Here is a 23,160-nt window from a genome sequence, read left to right on the forward strand (position 1 = left end):
CGTAGCGTTCCCGCTCTTTTTTTACCCAGTTTCTAGACGACTGGTCTACTTCAATCACATATCAGGATCGAATCATGCCGCAAACCGCAACCGTCAATCGCCGTATCGTCCTTGCCGCACGTCCCAATGGCTTGCCTGTGCCAGCCGATTTCCGCCTCGAACAGGAGGCGGTTGCGGAACCCGCCGAGGGCCAGGTGCTGACTCGTACGCTTTATCTGTCGCTGGACCCCTACATGCGTGGGCTGATGAGCGCAGAGGGCCCCGGCTATGCACCGCCGACGCCGCTGGGCGCGCCGATGGCCGGCGGCACCGTCAGCCGCGTGGTGGTGTCGCGCCATCCCGGTTTCCAACCGGGCGATCTGGTGCTGGGCTACGCCGGCTGGCAAGACTACGGCCTGTCCGAAGGGGCCGACCTGGTGCCGCTGGGGGATATGGCGCAGCCATCCCTGGCGCTGGGCGGACTGGGCATGCCGGCGTTCACCGCGCATTACGGCCTGCTGGACATCGGCCAGCCCAAGCCGGGTGAAACCGTGGTGGTGGGCGCCGCGACGGGCGCTGTCGGCGCGGTGGTGGGACAGATCGCCAGGCTCAAGGGCGCGCGGGTGGTGGGCATCGCCGGCGGCGCCGACAAGTGCCGCTACGCCGAGCAGGAGCTGGGTTTCGACTTGTGCCTGGATCGTCATGCTCCAGACCTGGCGGCGCGGCTCGCCCTGGCCTGCCCGGACGGCATCGACGTCTATTTCGAAAGCGTCGGCGGCGAGGTGTTCGATGCCGTGCTGCCGCTGTTGAATATCGGCGCGCGCGTGCCGGTCTGCGGCTATATCGCCGGCTACAACGATCAGGCCCCGCCCGCTGGCCCGGACCGCCTGCCGCGGCTGGTGGCGACCCTGCTGGCCAAGCGCATCCGCATGCAGGGCTTCATCATCCTCGACCACTATGGCGAGCGTTTCGACGCATTCCGCCGGGATATGCAAGGGTGGCTGGCCAGCGGCCAGGTAACGGTGCGCGAACAGATCGTGGAGGGGCTGGAGAACGCGCCCGCGGCTTTCACCGGGATGTTGCAGGGGGGCAACTTCGGCAAGCTCGTGGTGAAGGTGGCCAACGGCGACTAGTGCGCCGCAACAAAAAAGCGTGCAAAGCGTCCGGGGCGGGTTTATATTATGGTCATCATATTCAGGAGTCCCGACCATGGCCGGCCCCGCTTCCCGCAAAGAGATCTCCCATGACCGCATCGTGGAAGCGGCCGCGCGAGCGATTCGCCGGGAAGGCTATGCCGGCGTGGGCGTGGCGGACGTCATGAAAGAGGCCGGGCTCACGCACGGCGGCTTCTATGCGCATTTCCCGTCGCGCGACGCCATGCTGGTGGCGGCGATGGAACGCGCCGGCCGCGATGGCGCCGCCCGCATGGCGCAAGGCATGGCGCGGCGCCGCGCCGAAGGCGCCAGCCCGCTGCGCGCCCTGGTCAAGAGCTATCTGTCAGAGGGCCACCTGGTCGGTTGCGAAGGGGGCTGCCCGATTTCGGCGCTGGCCTCGGAGATGCCGCGCCAGTCGCCCGAGGTGCGTGAGATCTCGGCCAGCCGGGTGACCGGGCTGGTCGGCGTGGTGCAACAGGCGCTGCCGGCCGACGCCGGCCCGCACGCCGCGATGGCGATCACCAGCAGCCTGGTGGGCGCCATGCAACTGGCCCGCGCGCTCGGCGACAACGCGCAGGGCCACGCCATGTTGGCGGCCGCGCGCCAGTCCATTCTCGACCAGTACGACAGCGAGGGCCGCCAGGCCGCCCACTGAAGCCCCCTTTTTCGGGCCGCATTGCGCGGCCTTTCTTCATCCCATAAATATGATGACCATCATATTTATATAACCGGCCGGTGTTACCGGCCACAGCCAGAACGCAGCACCCAAGGAAAGACATCATGGAACTGAAGAACGCTACCGTCCTCATCACCGGCGCCAACCGCGGCATCGGCCTGGCCTTCGCCCGCGAGGCGCTGGCCCGTGGCGCGCGCAAAGTCTACGCCGGCGCGCGCGATCCGGCCAGCATCTCGCTGCCGGGCCTGCAGGCCATCAAGCTCGACGTCACCAGCGACGAGGACGTGGCCGCCGCGGCCGCGCTGGCCAAGGACGTGACGCTGGTCATCAACAACGCCGGCATTGCCGCGACCGGCGGCTTCCTGGCCGACGACAGCATCGAATCGGCCCGCCGGCACCTGGAGACCAACCTGCTGGGCCCGCTGCGCGTGGCGCAGGCGTTCGCGCCGGTGCTGGCCGCCAACGGCGGCGGCGCGCTGCTGAACGTGCTGTCGATTGCGAGCTGGATCAACCGGCCGCTGCTGGGCGTGTACGGCATGAGCAAGTCGGCCGCCTGGGCCCTGACCAACGGCCTGCGCCATGAACTGCGCGAGCAGGGCACCCAGGTGCTGGGCCTGCACATGGGCTTTGTCGATACCGACCTGACGCGCGGCCTGGACGCGCCCAAGAGCACGCCCGAATCGGTGGTGCGCCAGGCCTTCGACGCGTTGGAAGCCGGCGCCGAGGAAGTGCTGGCCGACGACGCCACGCGCCAGGTCAAGCAAGGCCTGGCGGCCGAGCCGCCCGTCTACCTGCAGGCATGAACCGCGGGCGCCACGCCTTCGCGACCTTCCCGACGCCATTTCCGAGTCCGATCGACATGCATTCCAATGCCACCCCCGCGGCTTCCCAAGCCGCCGCCGCGCCGTCCGCGGCCGAATCCCCCTGGCCGATCTTCTGGATCGCCAGCGTGGCCGTGTTCCTGGTTTCCCTCGACGCGACCATGCTCTACGCCGCGTTCGGCGCCATGCGCGCCGGCTTTCCCGAGGCCTCGGCCGCCGACATGTCCTGGGTGCTGAACGCCTACACGGTGGTCTATGCGGCCATGCTGATCCCGTCCGGCGGGCTGGCCGATACGCACGGGCGCAAGCGCATGTTCATGATCGGCGTGCTGCTGTTCCTGGCGGCCTCGGCCGCCTGCGGCCTGGCCGGCACCGTCGGCTGGCTGATCGCGGCGCGCGTGGCGCAGGCGGTCGGCGCGGCGTTGCTGACGCCGGCCTCGCTGTCCATCGTGCTGGCGGCGTTCCCGGCCGCGCAGCGCTCGGTGGCGGTGAGCCTGTGGGGCGCCGTGGCGGCGCTTGCCGCCGCGGTCGGCCCCAGCCTGGGCGCGTTCGTGGTCGATGCCGCCGGCTGGCCCTGGGCCTTCTACATCAACCTGCCGCTGGGCGCGCTGTCGCTGTGGTTCGGCGCCGCCCGCCTCGTGGAATCGGTGCGGCCCGAAGCGCGCCGGCGCGTCGATGGCGTCGGCATGGCGCTGCTGATGGTGGGCGTGGGCGCGCTGGCGCTGGCCATCGTGCAGTCGGAATCGCCGCACTGGAGCCGTGGCGAGCTGTGGATGGTGGCGGCCGTGGGGCTGGTGTCGCTGGCGGCCTTCGTGGGCTGGGCCCGCAGCACGCCGCATCCGCTGGTCGACCTGGCGCTGTTCAGGCATCGCACCTATCGCTACGTGAACCTGGCCACGCTCAGCTTCGGCATTGCCTTCGCGATGATGTTCTTCGCTTTCTTCTTCTACATGACGGGCGTCTGGCACTACAGCCTGCCGCGCGCCGGCCTGGCGGTCACGCCGGGTCCGCTGCTGGTGATGCCGACCGCGATCATCACCGGCAAGCTGGCCGCGCGCATGGGGCATCGGCCGTTCCTGGTGGGCGGCGCGCTGGTCTATGCCGCCAGCGGCCTGTGGTTCCTGCTGGTGCCCGGCGCCGAGCCCGCCTACCTGGCGCATTGGCTGCCGGGAATGCTGCTGAGCGGGTTGGGTGTGGGCATGGTGCTGCCCTCGCTGGCTGGCGCGGCGGTCAACCGGCTGCCGCCGCAGCACTATGCGGTGGGCAGCGCGGTCAACCAGGCCACGCGCCAGATCGGCGCGGTGCTTGGCGTGGCGTTGACGGTGCTGCTGCTGGGCAAGGGCGCGCTGAGTCACGCGGATTTCGACCCGCTGTACATCGGCCACGTTGGCCTGGCGTTGCTGACGGGCTTGCTGTGCCTGGCGGTGGACACGCGGCCGCGTCCGGCGCCGGCCCATGCCTGATCGGCAGCCCGGGGGCAAGGGCGCGGGATTGCATGGCGTGGGATGGCGCGCGGGCGGCCGCGCCCGCGGCATTGCGCCGCGCCTAGCGCGGCGTGCGCTGGTGCGGCACCAGCGGCGGCGCCGCGCGGCCCGCCAGCAGCTTCCAGAAGTCCGGCAGGAAACACTCGGCCACCAGCAGCGGCTGGCCCTGGCGCCAGAATACCGAGCGCCGCGCCCACACGCGGCCAGCCTCGCGCGCCTTGCCATTGGCCGCGAGGGCGCCCAGGGCAGTGGCGTGGAACGGCACCGGCGAGGCAAGGCGGCGACAGGCGAAAGGCGAGCGGATCACCGTGCTGTCGTGGTACAGCATGTCGGCCAGCGGTCGCGTCAGCAGCCGCCGCATGCCTTGCCAGGCGCCGTGCGAAGCGCGCAAGGGCGTCAGGCTGCGCGCCGGCACGCTGTCGATGCCGTCGACCGACATCAGGACTTCGCGCACCCATACGGGCGCGCCGGGCGCGATGCGCATGGCATGCGCCTCGTCGGCGGGGGCGCCGTCCGCATATTCGGCCAGCACCCGCAGGCGCACCTGTCCGACCTGGCGCAGGCCCGCGGTCAGGGCGCCCGGGCGGAACAGCCAGTGGCGCTGCGTGAGTGTCAGGACGGGCGGCGCGCTGGCCAGCCAGCCCGCGGCGAGGGGAGGGTGATGTGCTGCGGCTAGATTCATCATGGCTGCGTATTATGCCAAGGCCGGCGCGCCGTCCGGGCGCGATGCCCTGTGGCCGATTGCCGCAGGCGCGCCGGCGCAGGCCCCGAGGCGGGGGCGCCGGCGGGGCCTGCGCATACAATACCGCCCATGGAAAAAGTACGAATCTCCAAGCTCATGTCCGAGCGTGGACTCTGTTCGCGCCGCGAGGCCGACAGCTATATCGAACGCGGCTGGGTGCGGGTCGACGGCGAAGTGGTGTCCGAACTGGGCGCGCGCGCCTTCCCCAACCAGGTCATCACGCTGGAACGTGCCGCGCAGGCGCGCCAGACTTCCCGCGTCACTATCCTCATCAACAAGCCGGTCGGCTACGTCTCGGGCCAGGCCGAAAAAGGCTATACCCCCGCGGTCGCGCTGATCGACGCGCGTTCGCGCTTTGCCGGCGACCGCAGCCCGCAGCGCTTCGAGCGTGGTCACCTGGACGGCCTGGCCGTGGCCGGGCGGCTGGACATCGATTCGCAGGGCCTGCTGGTGCTGACGCAGGACGGCCGTGTGGCCAAGCTGCTGATCGGCGAGGACTCCAGCATCGACAAGGAATATCTGGTGCGGGTGCAGGGCGACCTGTCCGAGAACGGCCTGGCGCTGCTCAACCACGGCCTGTCGCTCGATGGCAAGGCGCTCAAGCCGGCCCAGGTGCGCTGGCAGAATCACGACCAGTTGCGCTTCGTGCTGCGCGAAGGAAAGAAGCGCCAGATCCGCCGCATGTGCGAACTGGTGGGACTGAAAGTGGTGGGCCTGAAGCGCGTGCGCATCGGCCGCGTGGCCCTGGGCGACCTGCCGCTGGGCCAGTGGCGCTACCTGCGCGACGACGAACGCTTCTGACGGGCGCGGCGGCGCAATGCCGCCGCGCGCCCGCCGCGCCGGCGCCTACCGGCCGCGTACAGATTTTTCAGTGTGTTTCCGGCTGTCTTTCATTTCATGAAGGGCGCGGTATCCTTCGCCTGCCCGTCGCCGCCCAGGCGCTCCATCAGGAACTCGATGAAGATCCGGGTCTTGGCGGGCAACAACCGGGTTTCCGTGACGGCATAGACCGGGAACGGGCCCAGTTGCCAGTCCGGCAGCACCCGTCGCAGCTGACCCGATTTCTGTTCGGCCGTCTGGCCTCCGACCAGCACGGTGATCCCCGCGCCCAGCATCGCCAGGCGCCGGGCCATCGCCACGCCATTGACGGAAAAGCGGTTGCCGGGCGTGAACTGGATGTGCTGGTCGCCGCTGTTGAGCGGCCAGCGGGTCACGCGGCCGGCGCCTTCGGCGCGGAACTCGATGCACTCGTGGCGGGTCAGGTCACTGGGGTGCTTCGGCTCCCCGTGCTTCTCCAGGTATTCGCGCGAGGCGTACAAATGGGCCGGCAGCATGCCCAGCAGCCTTGCGATCTGCGTCGAATCGGGCAGTTCGCCGATCTCGATGGAAATATCGCTGGTCTGGAACACGCGCTGCGCGTGGTCGGGATTGGCCAGGTCCAGGAAAAAGGTGACGTCGGGATAGCGGCGCGAGAACTCCATGAACGATTCAGCCAGGAAGTCCGTGCCGAAATCCGCCGGCATGTTCACCCGCAGCGGCCCCGACGGCGTGTCGACCAGCTTCTGCAGCTCCTCGTGGGCGATCTGGGCCTCGGCCACGATGCGCTGGCAGCGTTCGAAGTACAGCCGGCCGGCGTCGGTCAGTTCGACCTTGCGGGTGGTGCGGCTGAGCAGGCGCAGGCCGACCGACCGTTCCAGTTCGGCCACCTGGCGAGACAGTGTTGATTTGGGCACTCCCAGGGCGGCCGCCGCACGGCTAAAACTGTGCGTCTTGGCGACCTCCACGAAGAGCTCCATGCCTTGTAAGCGTTTCATGGAAGGAATTCTGTCACATGGCGGGGCGAATTATTGTCCCATATCTGGAATGATGTTTTCGTAATATGCCTCTTTGTTTCTCGGGCGGGATAACGCAAAATGCCGATTCTGCAATGCAGCAAAGCGTCGAAGCCCTGCCTGAATGTCTGAGGCGAAACCACCCCAGTCAATCCTCACGAGCCGAACCGATGCATGGTTCGGCTTGCGCCGTCGTTGTCGTCGGAATCCCGGCGGGCGCAGGCCCCGGTGGGCGGGTGTGAGGGCTACCTTTTTAGTTGGAAATCGGGAATGCAATCTATGAACAAGAAAAGCGCTATGTGGCGCGGCGCGGCGGTGGTCACGCTGACGGCATCGGCCCTGACGTTGGCCGCTTGCGGCAAGAAGCAGGAAGCACCCCAGGCGGGCAAGCCGCAGGTGACGGTCGTCACGCTCACCACCAAGCCGGTTTCCCTGACCACTGAATTGCCGGGCCGCACCTCGCCGTTCCGCGTCGCCGAAGTGCGGCCGCAGGTCAACGGCATCGTGCAGAAGCGCCTGTTCACCGAGGGCGGCGAGGTCAAGGCGGGCGAGCAGCTCTACCAGATCGACCCCGCGCTCTACCAGGCCAGCTTCGACAGCCAGAAGGCCGCCCTGGCGCGCGCCCAGGCGCAGCAGAAGACCGCCGCGCTGCTGGCCGAGCGCTACAAGCCGCTGGTGGCCACCCGCGCCGTCAGCCAACAGACCTATGACAACGCCGTGGCCGCGCGCGACCAGGCCGTCGCCGATGTGCTGTCGGCCAAGGCCGCGCTCGACACCGCGCGCATCAACCTGGTCTACACCAAGGTGCTGTCGCCGATCAGCGGCATCATCGGCCGTTCGTCGGTCACCGAAGGCGCGCTGGTCACGGCCAACCAGGCCACGGCCCTGGCCGCCGTGCAGCAGATCGACCCGATCTACGTCGACGTGACGCAGTCCAGCGTGCAGCTGCTGCGCCTGCAGAACGCGCTCTCCAGCGGCCAGCTCAAGAAGGCCGAGGGCGAGCAGGCCGCGCTGGTCACGCTGACGCTGGAAGACGGCTCGCAATACACCCAGCAGGGCAAGCTGCAGTTCTCCGAAGTCACGGTCGACCCGGGCACCGGCTCGGTCACGCTGCGCGCGGTGTTCCCCAACCCGGATCGCCGCCTGTTGCCGGGCATGTTCGTGCGCGCCCGCCTGGTCGACGGCGTTGCCGCCGACGGCCTGCTGGTGCCGCAACGCGGCGTGACGCGCAACCAGCGCGGCCTGCCGACGGCGCTGGTGGTCAATGCCGAGAACAAAGTCGAACTGCGTGAAATCAAGACCGACCGCGCCATCGGCGACCAGTGGCTGGTCACCGATGGCCTGAAGGCCGGTGACAAGGTCATCGTGGAAGGCGTGCAGATGGTGCGCCCGGGTGTCGAGGTGGTTGCCACTGAAGCCAGCGCCAAGCCGGCGCAGCAACCGCAAGCGGGCGCCGCGGCGGCCAAGCAGTAGTCAGGGAGCCTTGCATGGCAAAGTTTTTTATCGATAGACCGGTTTTCGCGTGGGTGATCGCGATCGTGCTGATGATGGCCGGCGCGCTGTCCATCCTGAAGTTGCCGGTTTCGCAGTATCCGAACATCGCGCCGCCCGCTATCGGCATCGCGGTGACCTATCCGGGCGCCTCGGCGCAGACGGTGCAGGACACCGTGGTGCAGGTGATCGAGCAGCAGATGAACGGCCTTGACGGCCTGGAGTACATTTCCTCGGAAAGCAACTCCGACGGCAGCATGTCCATCACGCTGACGTTCCGCCAGGGCACCAACCCCGACACCGCCCAGGTGCAGGTGCAGAACAAGCTGTCGCTGGCGCAGCCGCTCTTGCCGCAGGAAGTGCAGCAGCAGGGCATCCGCGTCACCAAGGCCACCAAGAACTTCCTGATCGTGGCGGGCTTCGTGTCCACCGACGGCACGATGACCAAGGACGACCTGGCCGACTACGTCGCCTCGTACGTCCAGGATCCCATCAGCCGCACGCAGGGCGTGGGCGACTTCCAGCTGTTCGGTTCGCAGTACGCCATGCGCATCTGGCTGGATCCGGCCAAGCTGGTGAACTACGGCCTGACCACGGTCGACGTGGTCAACGCCATCAAGGAACAGAACGTCCAGGTCTCGTCCGGCCAGTTGGGCGGCCTGCCCGCGGTGCGCGGCCAGCAGTTGAACGCCACCATCATCGGCCCCTCGCGCCTGGAAAAGCCGGAAGACTTCGGCCGCATCCTGCTCAAGGTCAATGCCGACGGCTCCCAGGTGCGCCTGGCCAACGTCGCCCGCATCGAACTGGGCGGCCAGACCTACGCCATCGACAGCTACTACAACGGCAAGCCCGCCTCGGGCCTGGCGATCAAGCTGGCCCCGGGCGCCAACGCGCTCGACACGGCGCAGGCGGTGCGCGACACCATCAATAACCTGAAGCCGTACTTCCCGCCGGGCATGGACGTGGTCTATCCGTACGACACCACGCCGTTCGTCAGCCTGTCGATCGAGGAAGTGTTCAAGACGCTGGTGGAAGCCATCATCCTGGTGTTCCTGGTGATGTACCTGTTCCTGCAGAACTTCCGCGCCACGTTGATCCCGACGCTGGCGGTGCCGGTGGTGCTGCTGGGCACCTTCGGCGTGCTGGCCGCATTCGGCTATTCCATCAACACCCTGACCATGTTCGGCATGGTGCTGGCCATCGGCCTGCTGGTGGACGACGCCATCGTGGTGGTGGAAAACGTCGAGCGGGTGATGGCCGAAGAGGGCCTGACGCCCAAGCAGGCCACCCGCAAGTCCATGACCCAGATCACCGGCGCGCTGATCGGCATCGCCATGGTGCTGGCCGCCGTGTTCATCCCGATGGCGTTCTTCGGCGGCTCGACCGGCGTGATCTATCGCCAGTTCTCCATCACCATCGTGTCCTCGATGGTGCTGTCGGTGATCGTCGCCATCGTCTTCACGCCGGCGCTGTGCGCCACGCTGCTCAAGCCGATTCCCAAGGGCCACCACGGCACCAAGCGCGGCTTCTTCGGCTGGTTCAACCGCGCCTTCGACCGCAGCAGCCATGGCTACGCCAATACCGTGGCGCGCGGCCTGGGCCGCACCAAGCGCCTGATGGTGGTGTACCTGGCCATCGTCATCGCCATGGGCTGGATGTTCACCCGCATCCCCACCGCGTTCCTGCCGGCCGAGGACCAGGGCATCCTGTTCGCCCAGATCCAGACGCCCGCCGGCGCCACCGCCGAGCGCACCAAGGCAGTCATCGACGAGGCCACCAACTACCTGCTGACCGAAGAGAAGGACGCGGTCACCTCGGTGTTCGCGGTCAATGGCTTCAACTTCGGCGGCCGCGGCCAGAACGCCTCGATCCTGTTCATCAAGCTGCGCGACTGGGAAGACCGCGGCGACGCCAAGCTCAAGGCGGCCGCCGTGGCGGCGCGCGCCAATGCCCACTTCAGGAAGACCGAGCGCGACGCCATGCTGTTCGTGGTGCCGCCGCCCTCGGTGATGGAACTGGGCAACGTCGATGGTTTCGACTTCCAGCTGATGGACCGCGCCGGCGTGGGCCATGAAAAACTGCTGGCCGCGCGCAACCAACTGCTGGGCGAGGCGGCGCAAAGCAAGATCCTGCAGGGCGTGCGCCCCAACGGCATCGAGGACGCGCCGCAGTACCAGCTCGACATCGACCGCGAGAAAGCGCGGGCGCTGGGCGTGGCCGTGTCGGACATCAACAGCACGCTGTCCACCGCCTGGGGTTCGTCGTATGTCAACGACTTCATCGACCGCGGCCGCGTCAAGAAGGTGTTCGCGCAGGGCGAGGCCTCGGCCCGCATGCTGCCCGAGGACCTGGACAAATGGTACGTGCGCAACAAGGATGGCGACATGGTGCCGTTCTCGGCGTTCGCCAAGGCCACCTGGAGCTTCGGCCCGCAGAAGCTGAACCGCTACAACGGCGTGCCGTCCTACAACATCCAGGGCCAGGCGGCGCCGGGCTACAGCTCGGGCGCGGCGATGGAGGAAATGGAACGCATCGCCAGCAAGCTGCCGGTGGGCGTGGGCTTCGAATGGACCGGCATGTCGTACGAAGAACGCCTGTCGGGCGCCCAGGCGCCGGCGCTGTACGCGATTTCGCTGATCGTGGTGTTCCTGTGCCTGGCGGCGCTGTATGAAAGCTGGACGATCCCGTCCGCGGTCATGCTGGTGGTGCCGCTGGGCATCATCGGGGCGCTGGGCGCGACCATGCTGCGCGGCCTGTCCAACGACGTGTACTTCCAGGTGGGCCTGCTCACGACCATCGGCCTGGCGGCAAAGAACGCCATCCTGATCGTGGAGTTCGCCAAGGAGCACTACGAGGCTGGGGCGAGCCTGACGGAGTCGGCGATCCACGCCGCCCGCCAGCGCCTGCGCCCGATCCTGATGACGTCGCTGGCGTTCATCCTGGGCGTGGTGCCGCTCGCGATCTCCTCGGGCGCCGGTTCGGGCAGCCAGAACGCCATCGGCACGGGCGTGATCGGCGGCATGCTGACCGCGACCTTCCTGGCCATCTTCTTCGTCCCCGCGTTCTTCGTGATCATGCTGCGCCTGTTCAAGGTGGAACGCATGAGCGCGCGGCGCGATCCGCACGACCCCAGCGCCAACGATGCGCAGGACGTGTCCGTCGAAGGAAAACCGCAATGAAGCTGCAGATGAGAACCCTGGTTTCCCTTTCCCTGGCGGCGGCCCTGGCGGGCTGCTCGCTGGCCCCCACCTACGAACGGCCCGACGCGCCGGTCTCGGCGGCCTATCCGGCCGGCCCGGCCTACAAGGCCGATGCCGCCGGTCCGGTGGCCACCGCCGACATCGGCTGGCGCGACTTCTTCGCCGATCCCTTGCTCCAGCAACTGATCGAGCAGTCGCTGGCCAACAACCGCGACCTGCGCGTGGCGGCCTTGAACGTCGAGGCGGCGCGGGCCCAGTACCGCATCCAGCGCGCCGACCTGCTGCCCAGCGTCGGCATCGCCGGCAAGGAAACCGCCCAGCGCACGCCGGCCGACCTGTCGCCCAGCGGCCAGGCCACCACCAGCCACAACTACCAGGTCGGCGCCGCGCTGTCCTCGTGGGAGCTGGACCTGTTCGGCCGCATCCGCAGCCTGAGCGACAAGGCGCTGGAATCGTACCTGGCGCTGGACGAAACCCGCACCGCGACCCAGTTGACGCTGATCGCCGAAGTGGCCAACGCCTACCTGACGCTGCGCGCCGACCAGGAGCTGCTGAGCCTGACGCGCGACACGCTCAAGAGCCAGGACGACTCCTACAAGCTCACCAAGCAGAGCTACGACCAGGGCCTGTCCACGGCGCTCGACCTGAGCCAGGCCGAAGTGTCGCTGCGCACCGCCCAGCGCAACCTGTCGCAGTACACGCGCCAGGCCGCGCAGGACCGCAACGCGCTGGTGCTGCTGGTGGGCCAGCCGCTGTCGCCGGAAATCTCGGCGGCACTGGACAACGCCGTCAAGCTCGACGACGGCATGCTGCCGACCGCGCTGCCGGCCGGTCTGCCGTCCGAACTGCTGGCGCGCCGCCCGGACATTCGCGCGGCCGAGCACCAGCTCAAGGGCGCCAACGCCAACATCGGCGCGGCCCGCGCCGCGTTCTTCCCGACCATCAGCCTGACGGGCAACGCCGGCACCGCCAGCGCCAGCCTGGGCGGGCTGTTCGACGCGGGCTCGGGCGCCTGGAGTTTCGTGCCCCAGATCACGGTGCCGATCTTCGCCGGCGGCTCGCTGCTGGCTGGGTTGGACCTGGCCAAGGTGCAGAAGAACATCCAGGTCGCGCAGTACGAGAAGACGATCCAGACCGGTTTCCGCGAAGTCGCCGACGCGCTCGCGGGACGCGGCACGCTGGACGAACAGATCCAGGCCCAGCAACTGCTGGTGGCCGCCAACCAGCGCGCCTATGACCTGTCCGAGCAGCGTTTCCGCCAGGGCATCGACGACTACCTGACGGTGCTGGATTCGCAGCGCTCGCTCTACACCGCGCAGCAGGCGCTGGTCGATACGCGCCTGTCGCGCCTGTCCAACCTGGTCACCTTGTACAAGGTGCTGGGCGGTGGCTGGACCGAGCGCACCGTCACGGCGGCGCAGCCCGCGCCGGACGCGGCGGTCGCGCCTGGCGGGCAGCCGGGCTGAGCCTCGCGGCGCGCCGGCAGTGGCAAAAAAAGCGGGCCGATCTTTCGATCGGCCCGCTTTGCATGGCGCGCGCCAGGCGCGTCAGCCGCGCTTCTTGGCGATGAGGCCGACCACGAACAGCACGATGATCGCGCCGACCACCGAGCCGATCCAGCCGGCCGGTTCGCCCGGGGCATACCAGCCCAGGTTCTGGCCGAGGAAGCCGGCCACGACCGCGCCCACGATGCCCAGTATGGTGGTCATGATGATCCCCATGTTCTGGTCTCCGGGCATGATCGCGCGGGCTATCAGCCCGACGATGAAGCCGACGATGATCATGATGATGATGCTCATGCGCGTACTCCTTGCGAGGGTAAAGGGCGATGTGCCCTGATATTACTCACGCGCGTGCCGCCGGGGCTGTAACAACTGGTGTGTGGGGCAAGCACGCAACATGCTGCGCCGCGTCGTCCGTGCAGCAATGTTGCAAGGCGCCTCTAAGAGGTCAGGTCGATGAGCTGGCGCAGGTCCTTGGTCATCGCCTCGATGCTGTCGGTGTCCGAAGCCAGCAGACGGGCGCGGCCCTGATTGTCGAAAATGTACACGCCGCGGCTGTGCGTTACCTCGTACTGGTCGGCGTCGTCGCCGGGCCGGGGCTTTTCGATCTGGTAGGCCACGCGGTAGCGGCGCGCCAGGTCGGCCACCTGCTTTTCATTGCCGGTGACGCCGATGGCCTGGCTGTTGAACGCATTGACGTAGGCCTGCAGGATGTCCGGGGTGTCGCGATGCGGATCGACGCTGACGAACACGATGCGCACGTCGCGCGCCTTGTCGCCCAGGTTCTGCAGCACCGCCGTCAACTGCGCCATGGTGGTGGGGCAGATGTCGGGACAACTAGCGTAGCCGAAGAACAGGAGCACGGTCTTGCCCTTGAGGTCGTCGCTGCTGACGGTCTTGCCGCCGGCGCCCGGTAGCGAGAACTTCAGGTCGGGCAGGTGGCCCTTGACGTTGTAGAGCGTCCAATCGACATTGCGGTCGCCGCAGGCGGCAAGCAGCATGCACAGGGCCAGAAAGAGACCGCGCCAGGCGCGTCCGGTAAGCAGGTGTCGCATGGGTTCCATCGCCGGTTGGAGGGATAAACCCGTCGATTCTACCCGTTGGCGGCGCGCTGGCCGCGCGCCGCCAACGGTGGTGTTTGTCCCGGCGCAAGGCGCGCGCGGCGCACTTGTGAAGCTTTGTCGAAATATTGTTGGAGAAGTGGCAAATCGGACCATGCGAACGGTTATTGACAGCTACAGTCAGGATATTGTCAGTTGCCGGCGAGGTGCCACCCTATGAACACCGCGGCCAGCCACGCGCTGGGCTACCCCTATTTTCCGTATTACCCCGTGGTGCTCGACATCCTGCGCAGCCGCCTGGCGGAGCGTGTGCTGGAAGCGCCTTGCAGCCGCGGCTGGCTGGGCGACATGGTGCGCCCGGCGACCGGACACGATGTCGAACTCGATGGCGTCGGTCCGGCCGGGTTGCCGGCGTCGGCCAATGGCTACCGGCGCCTGACCGTGCATGACCTCGAAACGCCGCTGCCCGCGGCCGCCCCCTACGACGCCGTGGTCTGCAGCGAAGCGATCCACCTGGCGTCCAACCCCGGCCTGCTGGTGCGCGGCTTTCATGACGCGCTGCGCCCAGGCGGCACGCTGGTGCTGACCACGCCCAACGCGGGCCGTGTGCGGGTCCGCCTGCGGGCGCTGCTGCGCGGTGTGCATGTCGATCCCTGGAGCGCCGCGGCGCGCACGGAAGGCGCGCTGTTCCCCCTGGGTTTTGCCCAGCTGCATCAATTGCTGGCGCATCATGGATTCCACGACATCACCCTGCATTCCGTGGTCGAAACCGGGCAAGGGCGCTGGCTAGATCATCTGCTGGCCTGGCCCGCGCGGCGCTATTGCCAGGCGCGCTTGAAACACGCGCAGGACGAGGACAGCCGCCACTTCTGGCGCCAGGCCGGTTCGGAACCGTCGGCGCATGGGAACTGGCTGGTGGTATCGGCGCGCCGGCCGCCGGCCGGCGGCAATGACGCCACGCCTTGAAAACCGGCCCGGCTTTGCGCGGGCCGGGGCTTGTCACGGCGCAGCGGGCCAGCGGCTCGGCGGCGCTCGCGATTTCCCGCATGCGCGTTGCCTTTCATGGCGTCGGCGCAGCGGCAGCATGTGCTGTTCTTCGATCTGATTTCCTGGGCTGAATGCAATTTTTTCGTATTTCCCGTATCTAAGAATTGGGGGCTAAATGCGCCGCCACGGCGCTATCGGCGTCGCTACCATGCTTGGCATGAAAAAGACCAAGCGATATCCCGTTCTTCCCTCATTCCAGAAGAAAACCCTTGCTTGCGTGATGCTGGCGTTATTCGGCCCGGTTTCGGCCGCGCCGGCCGCATCCGTTGTTGTCGTCGAGGAAGGGCAAGCGCTCAGGGGCGCCGACGGCGCTGTCGGCCGGAACGGCGCAGCAGGCATGGACGCCGTCCCAATCACGGGATGGAATCCAAGTCGGCCGCCTACGAAGGGAGCCAATGGGGCGAGGGGCGGGGACGGGCAGTCCGGGATCGTGGGGAGTGGTTTGAATATTGTCAACCATGGCGACATCTACGGCGGCAACGGCGGTGATGGCGGCAAGGGCGGTGACGGCGGCTACGGAGGGGATGCCAAGAAAATCAATAACTATAGCGGCAACGCAGGTAACGGCAGCGACGCAGGCAATGGCGGCAGCGGCGGCAACGGCGGCAACGGCGTCTCGGGAAGTGGATTGAGCATCACGAACTATGGGGTGATTGCGCCGGGCGTCGGCGGAAAGCCCGGCGCCGGCGGGGTTGGCGGGAGCGGAGGTGTGCCATCTGTTGATTACTTTTCGGGCGTCCTGGGTAAACCGGGGCGCCGGGGCGCCGACGGATTGGCTGGTTCCTTCGCTGGCCAGGTCGGCAATGCGATTACTTTCAACGGTGGCGCGAATCTCCTCACGCTCGAGGCAGGATCCAGGATCATCGGAGACGTGGTGTTGCCCGGTGTGGCTGCCGGCAGCGCCAACGATCTGCGGATTACCAGTCATGCCGCGACTGGCATAGTTGGCGGCTTGGCGGCGGGTAGCAGTGTGGGCATCACGCTTGCGGGAGGAGGGCTGAGCGTGGACCACGCGTCTCTGGCGAGCAATGCGACGCTGTCCATCATCGACACGCGCGGCGGCGACCCGAATCCGGAAAGCTTGCTGGTGGTCAACGACGTGAGCATCGGCGCGGACGTTGCCTTCAATCTGGCCGGCGTCAGCAACGCTTTCGCGACGGACAAGGTATTGTTTCGTACGACCGCTGGATCGATCGTCAACGATTTCGCCGATGTCAAGATCGGCGGCGTGTCGATCGCGCCGGACGCTGCCGGTATGCGGGCGACCGACTATCTGACCCAGATGACCGCCGCAAAGACGGCCGACGGCAAGGGTTACCTTGCGACCTATCAACTATCCTGGTTTGACGCGCCTGAAAAGTCGCACGGCACGTTCACGGTCGATGCGGGAGGAGAATTCACCGTCGCCGCCATATTGGAAGACGTCGCCTCCAACGCGGACGGTTCCTGGCGGGGCAACCGCCTGACCAAAGCCGGCTCGGGCGCGCTGATTCTGGCGGCCGACAATACCTATAGCGGCGGCACGAGCATCGAAGGCGGCACCCTGCAAGTGGGCGAGGGCGCAACCGCAGGCTCCGTGCTGGGAGACATCGCCAACCAAGGCGCGCTGGTCTTCAATCGTAGCGACGCCGTGGAATACGGCGGCGTGATTTCCGGAACGGGCACGGTCACCAAGCGGGGAAACGGCAGGCTGGCCTTGACCGGTGCCAACGCCTACAGCGGCAGCACCCGCATCGAGGGCGGCACGCTGCAATTGGGCGATGGCATTCCCGGCGTTGCGAACACCTTGGGCGGCGGCATCTGGGTGGCCGGCGGGGCAACGCTGGCAGTCCGTCCGCCGACGGCCGTGAACGTTGCCGGAGACGTCACCTTCCAGTCCGGCTCCCACTTGAGCCTGCGGGACGTGCGCGCCGCCGATCCGTCTTCTGGCGCGATGCTGGCGGACAAAGTGGTCATTGGCAGTGGCGCCATCTTCGATCTGGCGGACGTCGTCGGGGCCGATTTGAAGGGCAAAGTCCTGTTCAGCACACACAATGGCATCTATGGTGATTTCGGCAGCTTCACCTGGAGCGGGGTCGACGACAGCCAGCCCGACTATCTGACCTGGAGCGCCCGGAAATCGGCGGACAGCAAGCAGTACCTGGCGGACTATGGCCTGAGTTGGTTCGCCGGCAACAATCTGGCGCACGGCACGTTCACGCTCGATGCCGGCGCGCAGGACACCGTGTCCGAAGTGCTCAAGGACGTGGGGCCCAATCCCGCGTTGGCCTGGGAAGGAACGCGCCTGACCAAGAAGGGGGACGGCGCCTTGATATTGAGCGCCGGCAACACCTATGGCGGTGGCACGACCATCGAGGGCGGCACGCTGCAATTCGGCGGCGGCGCGGTCGCCGCGAATACGCTGGGCGGCAACATCCAGGTGGCCGCTGGCGCGACGCTGGCCATCCAGACGCCGGCGACCGTGAGCGTTGCGGGAGACGTCATGTTCCAGAGTGGCGCCCGCCTGACCCTGCGGGATGTTCAGATAGCCGATTCGCCTTCTGGCGCCATGCTGGCGGACAAGGCGGTCATCGGCGACGACGTCACCCTGAATCTGTTGGGCGGCGGCAGCGCAGTCAAGAACAAGGTGTTGTTCAGTACGCGCAATGGCATCGAGGGTGACTTCGCCAGCATTACCTGGGGCGGAGCCGACGACAGCAGGCTCGATTATCTGACCTGGATCACCAGGAAATCGGCGGACAGCAAGCAGTACCTGGCGGACTATGGCCTGAGCTGGTTCGCCGGCAACAATCTGGCGCATGGCACGTTCACGCTTGATGCCGGCGCGCAGGACACCGTGTCCGAAGTGCTCAAGGACGTGGGGCCCAATCCCGCGCTGGCCTGGGAAGGAACGCGCCTGACCAAGAAGGGAGACGGCGCCTTGATATTGAGCGCCGACAACACCTACAGCGGCGGCACCACGATCGCCGGCGGCACCCTGCAACTGGGCGCGGGCGGCACCACCGGCTCCTTGCGGGGAGACATCGTCAATGATGGCGCCCTGGTCTTTGACCGCCGTAACGCGGTGCGATACGACGGCGTCGTGTCTGGCGCGGGCGAGCTCGTCAAGCGGGGAACCGGCGCGTTGATCCTGACGGGCGACCATGTCTACCGTGGCGGCACCACGATTGCCGCCGGCACGCTCGTGCTGGGCAGTGGCGGCTTCACCGGCTCGTTGGCGGAGGATGGCGACATCATCAACAACGGCACGCTGATCTTCGATCGCGTCGACACGGTGACGCACTCAGGAGCGATTTCGGGCGTCGGCACGCTCTTCAAGAAGGGGCACAATACCTTGATGCTGACCGGTGAAAATACCTATACCGGCCGCACCACGCTCGAAGGCGGCGAATTGCTCATCGGCAATGGCGGCGCGAGCGGGTCCATGGTCGGGGACATCGCCTTCACCGGCATCTCCGGTATCTCCGGCGACGTGATCTTCGACCGCAGCAATGCCTCCCTCTATCCCGGGGTGATTTCGGGCGCGGCCAAATTGACCAAGAACGGCGACGGCACGCTGACTCTGTCGGGGCATAACGCCCACACTGGTGGCACCCTCATCAGCGCGGGCACGCTCAAGACCGGCGTGGCCAACGCGTTCGCGAGGACTTCCGACGTGGCGGTCAGGGCTGGCGCCAAGCTGAACCTGGGCGGATACAGCCAGATCATTTCCCAGTTGGATAATAGCGGCGTCATCCTGTTCAACGATCTGGGCGCACCCCGATCTTGGTCCGGCGTGACGGTAACGGGAAACATGAATAACCGTGGCACGCTGGTGCTCAATACGTGCTCCAACTGCGCCGGCCAAGTCTATACCCAGGCAGGCGATTGGGCGGGCAATGGAGGCTCCGTCTCCTTCGGCACGGTGCTGGGCGGTGATGACAGTAAAACGGACAAACTGATTATCACTGGCGACGCGACCGGCACCACCTACGTCGCGGTGGTCAACGAAGGCGGTTCGGGCTCGCGGACGGTCGAGGGCATCGAGTTGATACGGACGGCCAGTTCCACGCCGGACGCCTTCGTGCAGCAAGGCCGCATCGTGGCTGGCGCCTATGACTATCACCTGAAACAAGGCTCGGCCTCGGGAAACAATGAAAACTATTGGTATCTGACCAGCTTGATTTCTCCTGATGACCCCGTGTCGCCTGGGGCTGGCACGGCTGGCGGCGGCGATGCTGCTGGTGGTGGCACGGCTGGTGGCGGCGATGCTGCTGGTGGCGGCACGGCTGGCGGTGGCGATGCTGCCGGTGGCGATGCTGCCGGTGGCGATGCTGCCGGTGGCGGCACTGCTGGTGGCGGCACTGCCGGTGGCGGCACTGCTGGCGGTGGCACGGCTGGCGGCGGCGATGCTGCTGGTGGTGGCACGGCTGGCGGCGGCGATGCTGCTGGTGGTGGCACGGCTGGTGGCGGCGATGCTGCTGGTGGCGGCACGGCTGGCGGTGGCGATGCTGCCGGTGGCGATGCTGCCGGTGGCGGCACTGCTGGCGGTGGCACTGCTGGTGGTGGCACGGCTGGCGGCGGCGATGCTGCTGGTGGCGGCACGGCCGGCGGTGGCGATGCTGCCGGTGGCGGCACTGCTGGCGGTGGCACTGCTGGTGGTGGCACGGCTGGTGGCGGCACGGCTGGCGGTGGCGATGCTGCCGGTGGCGGCACTGCTGGTGGCGGCACTGCTGGCGGTGGCACGGCTGGTGGTGGCACGGCTGGCGGCGGCGATGCTGCCGGTGGCGGCACTGCTGGTGGCGGCACTGCTGGTGGTGGCACAGCTGGTGGTGGCACGGCTGGCGGTGGCGATGCTGCCGGTGGCGGCACTGCTGGCGGTGGCACGGCTGGTGGTGGCACGGCTGGTGGTGGCGGCAACCACGGGCCTCACTACTATCGTCCGGAGATCGGCAGCTACGCCGCCAACCTGGCGGCGGCGAACACGCTGTTCGACACACGACTGAGCGATCGCGAGAGCGGCGAATCCGTCGACCCGGTAACGGGCACGCGTGGCCGGGCTTGGGCCAGGATGGCGGGTGGGCACAGCCACGGGAGCCTGTCTGACGGACAGAATCATTACACCGCCCACCGCAGCGTGGTCCAACTGGGCGCTTCAGTGGCGGGCGGCAGTTTCAGCGGCGATGACGCTTGGCGCCTCGGAGTGATGGCCGGCTACGGCAGTCAGCGCAGCAAGGCGCGGGGCAGCATGTCGGGCTACCAGTCGCGCGGCGACATCACGGGCTACAGCGCGGGCGTGTATGGCACGTGGTACCAGGATGCGAGGACGCGCGCCGGGCTGTATGTGGACGGCTGGGCCCTGTTCAACCGGTTCGACAACACGGTCAAGGGTGACGGGCTGGACAAAGAACAGTACACGAGCCAGGGAGTCACCGCGTCGGTGGAGGCAGGCTACCTGTTCGAGGCCGGCTCGCATACGACGGGCAGTGGCAGGGAAAACCGCTTCTACGTCCGTCCACAGGCGCAGGTGCTGTGGTCGGGCGTCACAGCTGGGGATTACACGGAGCGGAGCGGCACGAAGGTGCAAGGCGGGAGCGGCGGCAACGTGCGGACCCGTCTGGGGGCGCGGTTGTCGTTGGCAAGCACCCGGCCGTCCGCCGGCCCGGGCAGGACCGGGCAGGTCGAGGTGTTCCTGGATGCTAATTGGCTGCACGCCGCCAATCCCTATGGTGTGACCATGGACGACACCCGCTCGGTGGTTCAGGGAGGCCGGAATGTGGTGGAGTTGAGGGCGGGCGTGGAAGGTCGCCTGACCGACCGTCTGAGCCTGTCGGCCGACATGACGCAGCGCCAGGGCAGTGGAGGCTACCGCGATACACAGGGTGCGTTGAATGTGAAGTTCCGCTTCTGAACCCCGTGGGGGGGTATGACGCGAGGCCCGGACGATCCGCGCGGAGATCGTCCGGGCTGGGGCGCCGTGAGGCGGCCCTCCCGCGAGATCTGCCCTGTCCGCAAGGGCGGCGGTACAAAAAAGGCCCGCTTATCGCGGGCCTCGGATCATGGCGCGGGCGGCTCAGCCCGCGCTCATGCCACTGTGGCGCAGCAGCGCGTCGATGCGCGGGGCGCGGCCGCGGAAGGCGGCGAACGATTCGGCGGCGGGGCGCGAGCCGCCGACGGCCAGCACTTCGCGGCGGAAACGCGCGCCGGTGGCCGGATCGAGCGTGCCCAGGGCGTTGTCGGCCTGCCTTGCCGCGGCTTCTTCAAATGCCTCGTAGGCGTCGGCGGACAGCACCTCGGCCCACTTGTAGCTGTAGTAGCCGGCGCCGTAGCCGCCCGCGAACAGGTGCGAGAAGGCATGCGGCAGGCGGTGCCAGGCGGGCGGGAACAGCACCGCGACCTCGGCGCGCACTTCCTGCAGCAGGGCCAGCACTTCGCCGATGCTGGCACCCTTGGCGCGGTCGTGCATCAGCATGTCGAACAGCGCGAACTCGATCTGGCGCACGGTCTGCATGCCGCTCTGGTAGTTGCGGGCCGCGACCAGGCGGTCGTAGAGCGCGCGCGGCAGCGGTTCGCCGCTGTCGACATGGGCCGACAGCTTCTGCACCACCGCCCATTCCCAGCAGAAGTTCTCCATAAATTGCGAGGGCAGTTCGATGGCGTCCCATTCGACGCTGGCGAAGGCGGCGGCGCCGGGCTCGTCCACCTCCGACAGCAGCGCGTGCAGGGCGTGGCCGGTTTCGTGGAACAGGGTGATGACGTCGTCGTGCGTCAGCACGGCGGCGCGGTCGCCGTTGGGGCGCGAGAAATTGCAGGTCAGGTAGGCGATCGGCGTCTGCACGCGGCCGGCGACCACGCGGCGGGTGCGCTCGCTGTCGACCCAGGCGCCGCTCTGCTTGCCGGCGCGGGCGTACAGGTCCAGGTAGAGGTAGCCGATCAGGTCGCCCTTGGGGCTTTCGACGCGCACGCCGCGCACGTCGGCATGCCACGACGACACCGGCGTTTCCGCCAGGCGCACGTCGAACAGAGTCTCGATGACCTCGAACAGGCCGGACAGCACGCGCGGCTCGGTGAAGTACTGCTTCACCTCGTCTTCGGAGTAGGCGTAGCGCGATTCGCGCAGGCGCTCGGAGGCATAGGCCACGTCCCACGGCTGCAATTCGGCCAGGCCGAGTTCGGCGGCGGCGTAGGCCTTCAGCTCGGCCAGGTCGCGCTGGGCATACGGCTTGGCGCGCGCGGCCAGGTCGCGCAGGAAGGTGGTGACTTCCTTGGCGTCGCGCGCCATGCGCGTCTGCAGCCGCAGCGCGGCGAAGGTGCCCAGGCCCAGCAGGGCGGATTCCTCGGCGCGCAGCGACAGCAGTTCCTCGATCAGGGGCGAGTTGTCGAACCGGGCGTCGCCCTGTTCCGACGCCACCGTGCCGTAGCCGCGGTACAGCGCCTCGCGCAGCGAGCGGTCCTGCGCGTACTGCATGACGGGCAGGTAGCAGGGCATCTTCAGCGTCAGCTTCCAGCCCGGCTTGCCGTCTTCCTCGGCGGCGGCGCGGGCGGCGGCCCGCACGTCGGCGGGAATGCCGGCCAGGCGGGCCTCGTCCTCGATCAGCAGCGACCAGGCGTCGATGGCGTCCAGCACGTTCTCGGAGAATTTCTGCGAGGCCTGCGCCTCGCGGTCGGAAATGGCGGCGTAGCGCTCGCGGTCGGCGCCGCGCAGTTCGACGCCGCTCAGGCGGAAGTCGCGCAGGGCCATCTCGACGATGCGGCGGCGCACCGGCGACCACGACGCGAAATCGGGCGCGGCGGCCAGGCGCTGGTACTGCTGGTACAGGCCTTCGTGCAGGCCGACCCAGGTCGAGAACTCGGTTACCAGCGGCAGGGCGGCGTTGTAGGCCTCGCGCAGTTCGGGCGTGTTGACCACGGCGTTCAGGTGGCCGGCCACCGACCAGGCGCGCCACAGCCGCTCGGACGCGGTATCCAGCGGCTCGACCACGGCTTCCCAGGTGGGCGCCAGCGCGGGATCGGCGGCGCGGTCCACGGCCTGGCGGGCGATGCCCAGCAGTTCCTCGATGGCGGGCACCACGTGGGCGGGCTTGACCGCCTGGTAGTCGACCAGGTCGGAGACGGGGGCGAGCAGGGGATTCTGGGTCATGGTGTTACCAATAGCGTGAGAGGAGGGCGGGCAGCACGCGAGCGCGCCGGCA

The 23,160-nt window shown here is 67.8% G+C and carries 15 protein-coding genes; 10 read left to right on the forward strand and 5 right to left on the reverse strand.

Annotation, left to right across the window (positions count from 1 at the left end):
• Positions 1-74: 74 nt before the first annotated feature.
• The 4 genes from ACUTAG_RS27520 to ACUTAG_RS27535 all read left to right on the forward strand — a co-directional run bounded on the left by ACUTAG_RS27520 (position 75) and on the right by ACUTAG_RS27535 (position 4,093).
• Positions 75-1,112 carry an NADP-dependent oxidoreductase gene (locus ACUTAG_RS27520; protein ID WP_054447257.1) on the forward strand — a complete coding sequence of 346 codons (1,038 nt, stop codon included), beginning with the start codon at positions 75-77 and terminating at the stop codon, positions 1,110-1,112.
• A 76-nt stretch (positions 1,113-1,188) separates the two neighbouring features.
• On the forward strand, positions 1,189-1,788 hold the full coding sequence (locus ACUTAG_RS27525; RefSeq protein ID WP_148319454.1) for a TetR/AcrR family transcriptional regulator: 600 nt from the start codon (positions 1,189-1,191) through the stop codon (positions 1,786-1,788).
• A gap of 125 nt (positions 1,789-1,913) precedes the next feature.
• Positions 1,914-2,612 carry an SDR family oxidoreductase gene (locus ACUTAG_RS27530; protein WP_053500797.1) on the forward strand — a complete coding sequence of 233 codons (699 nt, stop codon included), beginning with the start codon at positions 1,914-1,916 and terminating at the stop codon, positions 2,610-2,612.
• A gap of 56 nt (positions 2,613-2,668) precedes the next feature.
• Entirely contained in the window at positions 2,669-4,093 is a 1,425-nt protein-coding gene (locus tag ACUTAG_RS27535) for a DHA2 family efflux MFS transporter permease subunit (RefSeq protein ID WP_148319456.1), read from the forward strand.
• An 82-nt stretch (positions 4,094-4,175) separates the two neighbouring features.
• Here the strand turns inward: ACUTAG_RS27535 and ACUTAG_RS27540 are convergent, their stop codons facing one another.
• Entirely contained in the window at positions 4,176-4,796 is a 621-nt protein-coding gene (locus ACUTAG_RS27540) for a chorismate--pyruvate lyase family protein (RefSeq protein WP_038504796.1), read from the reverse strand.
• Between the two features lie 129 nt (positions 4,797-4,925).
• On the opposite strand from ACUTAG_RS27540, the gene ACUTAG_RS27545 reads away from it, so the two are divergent.
• Entirely contained in the window at positions 4,926-5,657 is a 732-nt protein-coding gene (locus tag ACUTAG_RS27545) for a pseudouridine synthase (protein WP_020927307.1), read from the forward strand.
• 89 nt (positions 5,658-5,746) lie between these two features.
• Here ACUTAG_RS27545 and ACUTAG_RS27550 read toward each other — a convergent pair whose 3' ends face one another.
• Positions 5,747-6,652, reverse strand: coding sequence for a LysR family transcriptional regulator (locus ACUTAG_RS27550; RefSeq protein WP_026382680.1), 906 nt, complete (start codon positions 6,650-6,652; stop codon positions 5,747-5,749).
• A 315-nt stretch (positions 6,653-6,967) separates the two neighbouring features.
• Here ACUTAG_RS27550 and ACUTAG_RS27555 point away from each other — a divergent pair, with 315 nt between their 5' ends.
• Genes ACUTAG_RS27555 through adeC form a run of 3 tightly spaced genes read left to right on the forward strand, consistent with a single transcriptional unit; the run spans position 6,968 to position 12,845 of the window.
• Complete coding sequence (locus ACUTAG_RS27555; RefSeq protein WP_026382679.1) at positions 6,968-8,161, forward strand: efflux RND transporter periplasmic adaptor subunit; 1,194 nt, start codon at positions 6,968-6,970, stop codon at positions 8,159-8,161.
• A gap of 14 nt (positions 8,162-8,175) precedes the next feature.
• Positions 8,176-11,358 (forward strand): efflux RND transporter permease subunit, encoded by a 3,183-nt coding sequence (locus ACUTAG_RS27560; RefSeq protein WP_327764225.1) that lies wholly within the window; start codon positions 8,176-8,178, stop codon positions 11,356-11,358.
• A complete protein-coding gene (gene adeC, locus ACUTAG_RS27565) occupies positions 11,355-12,845 on the forward strand; it encodes an AdeC/AdeK/OprM family multidrug efflux complex outer membrane factor (RefSeq protein ID WP_058664215.1) in 1,491 nt (496 codons plus the stop codon). The genes ACUTAG_RS27560 and adeC overlap by 4 nt, the downstream gene beginning before the upstream one ends.
• Positions 12,846-12,926: 81 nt before the next feature.
• Here adeC and ACUTAG_RS27570 read toward each other — a convergent pair whose 3' ends face one another.
• A complete protein-coding gene (locus ACUTAG_RS27570) occupies positions 12,927-13,178 on the reverse strand; it encodes a GlsB/YeaQ/YmgE family stress response membrane protein (protein ID WP_006387478.1) in 252 nt (83 codons plus the stop codon).
• 143 nt (positions 13,179-13,321) lie between these two features.
• Positions 13,322-13,936 carry an SCO family protein gene (locus tag ACUTAG_RS27575; protein WP_047992772.1) on the reverse strand — a complete coding sequence of 205 codons (615 nt, stop codon included), beginning with the start codon at positions 13,934-13,936 and terminating at the stop codon, positions 13,322-13,324.
• Between the two features lie 222 nt (positions 13,937-14,158).
• Here ACUTAG_RS27575 and ACUTAG_RS27580 point away from each other — a divergent pair, with 222 nt between their 5' ends.
• Complete coding sequence (locus tag ACUTAG_RS27580; RefSeq protein ID WP_081322341.1) at positions 14,159-14,908, forward strand: class I SAM-dependent methyltransferase; 750 nt, start codon at positions 14,159-14,161, stop codon at positions 14,906-14,908.
• 229 nt (positions 14,909-15,137) lie between these two features.
• The gene (locus ACUTAG_RS27585) at positions 15,138-20,879 is read left to right on the forward strand and encodes an autotransporter outer membrane beta-barrel domain-containing protein (protein ID WP_446650411.1); all 5,742 of its coding nucleotides are present in this window, start codon (positions 15,138-15,140) and stop codon (positions 20,877-20,879) included.
• Between the two features lie 162 nt (positions 20,880-21,041).
• On the opposite strand, the gene ACUTAG_RS27590 is transcribed toward ACUTAG_RS27585, so the two are convergent.
• Positions 21,042-23,108 (reverse strand): M3 family metallopeptidase, encoded by a 2,067-nt coding sequence (locus ACUTAG_RS27590; protein WP_446650412.1) that lies wholly within the window; start codon positions 23,106-23,108, stop codon positions 21,042-21,044.
• Positions 23,109-23,160: the final 52 nt, after the last annotated feature.

The sequence above is a fragment of the Achromobacter sp. CSND-B12 genome, assembly GCF_052906545.1.

Excerpts from the sequence above, each read along its gene's own strand:
- ACUTAG_RS27520 (WP_054447257.1), top strand. The coding sequence starts at position 75 with ATGCCGCAAACCGCAACCGTCAATCGCCGTATCGTCCTTGCCGCACGT.
- ACUTAG_RS27525 (WP_148319454.1), top strand. The coding sequence starts at position 1,189 with ATGGCCGGCCCCGCTTCCCGCAAAGAGATCTCCCATGACCGCATCGTG.
- ACUTAG_RS27530 (WP_053500797.1), top strand. The coding sequence starts at position 1,914 with ATGGAACTGAAGAACGCTACCGTCCTCATCACCGGCGCCAACCGCGGC.
- ACUTAG_RS27535 (WP_148319456.1), top strand. The coding sequence starts at position 2,669 with ATGCATTCCAATGCCACCCCCGCGGCTTCCCAAGCCGCCGCCGCGCCG.
- ACUTAG_RS27540 (WP_038504796.1), bottom strand. The coding sequence starts at position 4,796 with ATGAATCTAGCCGCAGCACATCACCCTCCCCTCGCCGCGGGCTGGCTG.
- ACUTAG_RS27545 (WP_020927307.1), top strand. The coding sequence starts at position 4,926 with ATGGAAAAAGTACGAATCTCCAAGCTCATGTCCGAGCGTGGACTCTGT.
- ACUTAG_RS27550 (WP_026382680.1), bottom strand. The coding sequence starts at position 6,652 with ATGGAGCTCTTCGTGGAGGTCGCCAAGACGCACAGTTTTAGCCGTGCG.
- ACUTAG_RS27555 (WP_026382679.1), top strand. The coding sequence starts at position 6,968 with ATGAACAAGAAAAGCGCTATGTGGCGCGGCGCGGCGGTGGTCACGCTG.
- ACUTAG_RS27560 (WP_327764225.1), top strand. The coding sequence starts at position 8,176 with ATGGCAAAGTTTTTTATCGATAGACCGGTTTTCGCGTGGGTGATCGCG.
- adeC (WP_058664215.1), top strand. The coding sequence starts at position 11,355 with ATGAAGCTGCAGATGAGAACCCTGGTTTCCCTTTCCCTGGCGGCGGCC.
- ACUTAG_RS27570 (WP_006387478.1), bottom strand. The coding sequence starts at position 13,178 with ATGAGCATCATCATCATGATCATCGTCGGCTTCATCGTCGGGCTGATA.
- ACUTAG_RS27575 (WP_047992772.1), bottom strand. The coding sequence starts at position 13,936 with ATGCGACACCTGCTTACCGGACGCGCCTGGCGCGGTCTCTTTCTGGCC.
- ACUTAG_RS27580 (WP_081322341.1), top strand. The coding sequence starts at position 14,159 with ATGAACACCGCGGCCAGCCACGCGCTGGGCTACCCCTATTTTCCGTAT.
- ACUTAG_RS27585 (WP_446650411.1), top strand. The coding sequence starts at position 15,138 with ATGCTTGGCATGAAAAAGACCAAGCGATATCCCGTTCTTCCCTCATTC.
- ACUTAG_RS27590 (WP_446650412.1), bottom strand. The coding sequence starts at position 23,108 with ATGACCCAGAATCCCCTGCTCGCCCCCGTCTCCGACCTGGTCGACTAC.